The organism is Mesorhizobium sp. M4A.F.Ca.ET.090.04.2.1, assembly GCF_003999085.1.
Taxonomy (GTDB): domain Bacteria; phylum Pseudomonadota; class Alphaproteobacteria; order Rhizobiales; family Rhizobiaceae; genus Mesorhizobium.
On sequence record NZ_RZOT01000781.1, the window covers coordinates 1 to 1,839 of the forward strand.

General features: G+C 65.7%; 2 protein-coding genes and 1 pseudogene. All 3 read left to right on the plus strand.

The window, feature by feature from the left end; translation table 11 throughout:
* Window positions 1–233, plus strand: a 233-nt coding sequence (locus EN781_RS31720; protein ID WP_145965758.1) for a putative PEP-binding protein, incomplete at its 5' end; no start/stop codon positions are given.
* Window positions 234–423: 190 nt separating this feature from the next.
* Complete coding sequence (locus EN781_RS31725) at window positions 424–1,497, plus strand: glycosyltransferase family 9 protein (RefSeq protein WP_348627255.1); 1,074 nt, start codon at window positions 424–426, stop codon at window positions 1,495–1,497.
* 118 nt (window positions 1,498–1,615) lie between these two features.
* Window positions 1,616–1,839 (plus strand): annotated as a pseudogene (locus EN781_RS35630) (polysaccharide deacetylase family protein); the annotation flags it as partial.

The following is a 1,839-nucleotide window of genomic DNA, read 5'->3' on the forward strand; positions in this document are numbered from 1 at the left end:
ACATAGAGGGCGTCGGCGAACTGGTGCGCATCGCGGCCGAAAAGGGCAGGGTGACGCGACCCGAGATCAAGCTCGGCATCTGCGGCGAGCACGGCGGCGACCCCTCGTCGATCCGCTTCTGTGAAGAGGTCGGCCTCGACTATGTCTCGTGCTCGCCCTACCGCGTGCCGATCGCGAGGCTGGCGGCGGCGCAGGCCGCTGTTCAGGTCGCCAAGGCAGCGTCGCGGGGCTGATTTTCGGTCGCCCGTCGGCACCGCTGACGGGGCCCGTACCTCACGGTTTTGTAAGCAAAGTCACGCGATCGTGCGCGTGACGGCTCCCAATCTCGACATCGTTTCCGCCCAGTTTCCAGGGTCTCCGATCCTCCGGTGCCCGAGACAGATGTTGCAGATATCCACCGCCCCCGTCCGCTCGATTCTCATTTTGCAGACCAAGTTCATCGGCGATCTCGTTCTCGCCTCGGCGCTGGCCAGGAACCTCCAGCTCGGATATCCCGGCGTCGGGATCGTGTTCCTTTGCGAGGCGCGTTTCGCCAGCTTCCTCACCGCCCACGGCATCGCGACCGATGTCGTCACGTTCCGGCGCGCCATGATGCGCGGATCGCCGCTGCAGCGGGGGCGCGAGCTGTATTCGATGGTGCGCAGGCTGCGCCGGTTCCGCTTCGACATGACGGTCGACCTGACCGATTCGAAAACCTCGCGGATCGTCAGCGGCCTCGTCAACGCTCCGATCAGGGTCGGCTATCATCCGTCCGAAAGGCCCTTGCGCTGGCATGAGCGTCAGCCGGCCAACGTACGGGCCAGGCCGTTCGGCTTCGGGGAGCGACACTATCTCTACCGCTATCTTTCACCACTCGAGGCGCTTGGCGTCGATCTGCGCATAAAAGCGCCGTCCATCCGCCCACTGTCTTTGGAGACAGCGCGCGCGCTTGCGTTGCTGGACAAGTACCATCTGAGGCGAAAGGCCTTTGTCGCGGTGCATGCCGGAGCGAGCTTTCTTGGCCGGCGGTGGCAGCCGGAACGCTTCGCTGCCGTTATCGACGACATCGCGCGCGAGACCAGCCTGGACTTCGTGCTCGTCGGCGGCCCGGACGAGCACAAGCCGGCCGACGAGATTGCCGCGAAGACAGCCTCGCCGGTCGTCAACTTTGTCGGCGCGCTTTCGCTCGAAACGCTGTTGGCGCTGCTGAAGGAGGCGCGGCTTTTCCTCGGCAATGAAAGTGGCCCCATGCACATGGCCGCCGCAGCGGGAACCCCGGTCGTCGGCCTCTACGGGCTGACCAATCCGATCCGCTGGGGGCCGGTCGGCGTGCCGAGCATCTCGCTGCAGCCCTCCATGCCTTGCGAATGCGTGGCGAGCGACTTTTGCAAGCGGACGGATCCGAGCAAGGCGTGCTGCGTCTGGCGCCTGGAGGTCGCGCCTGTTGCCGAGGCCGTGCGCGAGATCCTCGCGCGCACCGAAAAGCAAACGGCAAACGCGCTCTCGCGTTACGCCTGAAGCAAATTCTCGTGACGTTATCCTTCGCGCGTGCGCCGTCCCGATTTTCGCCTTGATGCGGGTCTTCTGGCTGGATATTGCAACCATCCCGCTTCGACCGCCGGCCCGGAAATCGACCATGCGTCTCTTGCGAAAACATCTTTGCGCGGTCGCGCTGTCGGTTTGCGCCGTGTCCACGGCCAGCGCCGCGCCGCTCGTCGAGCCGACGCTGCATCTGAAGCCGCAGGCTGGCGGCAGCGGCCGCGTCGCGCTGACGCTCGACGCCTGCGGCGGCCAGACCGATCCGCGCATCCTCCCGGCGCTTGCCGACAACAGGATCCCCGCCACGATTTTCGTCCCCCG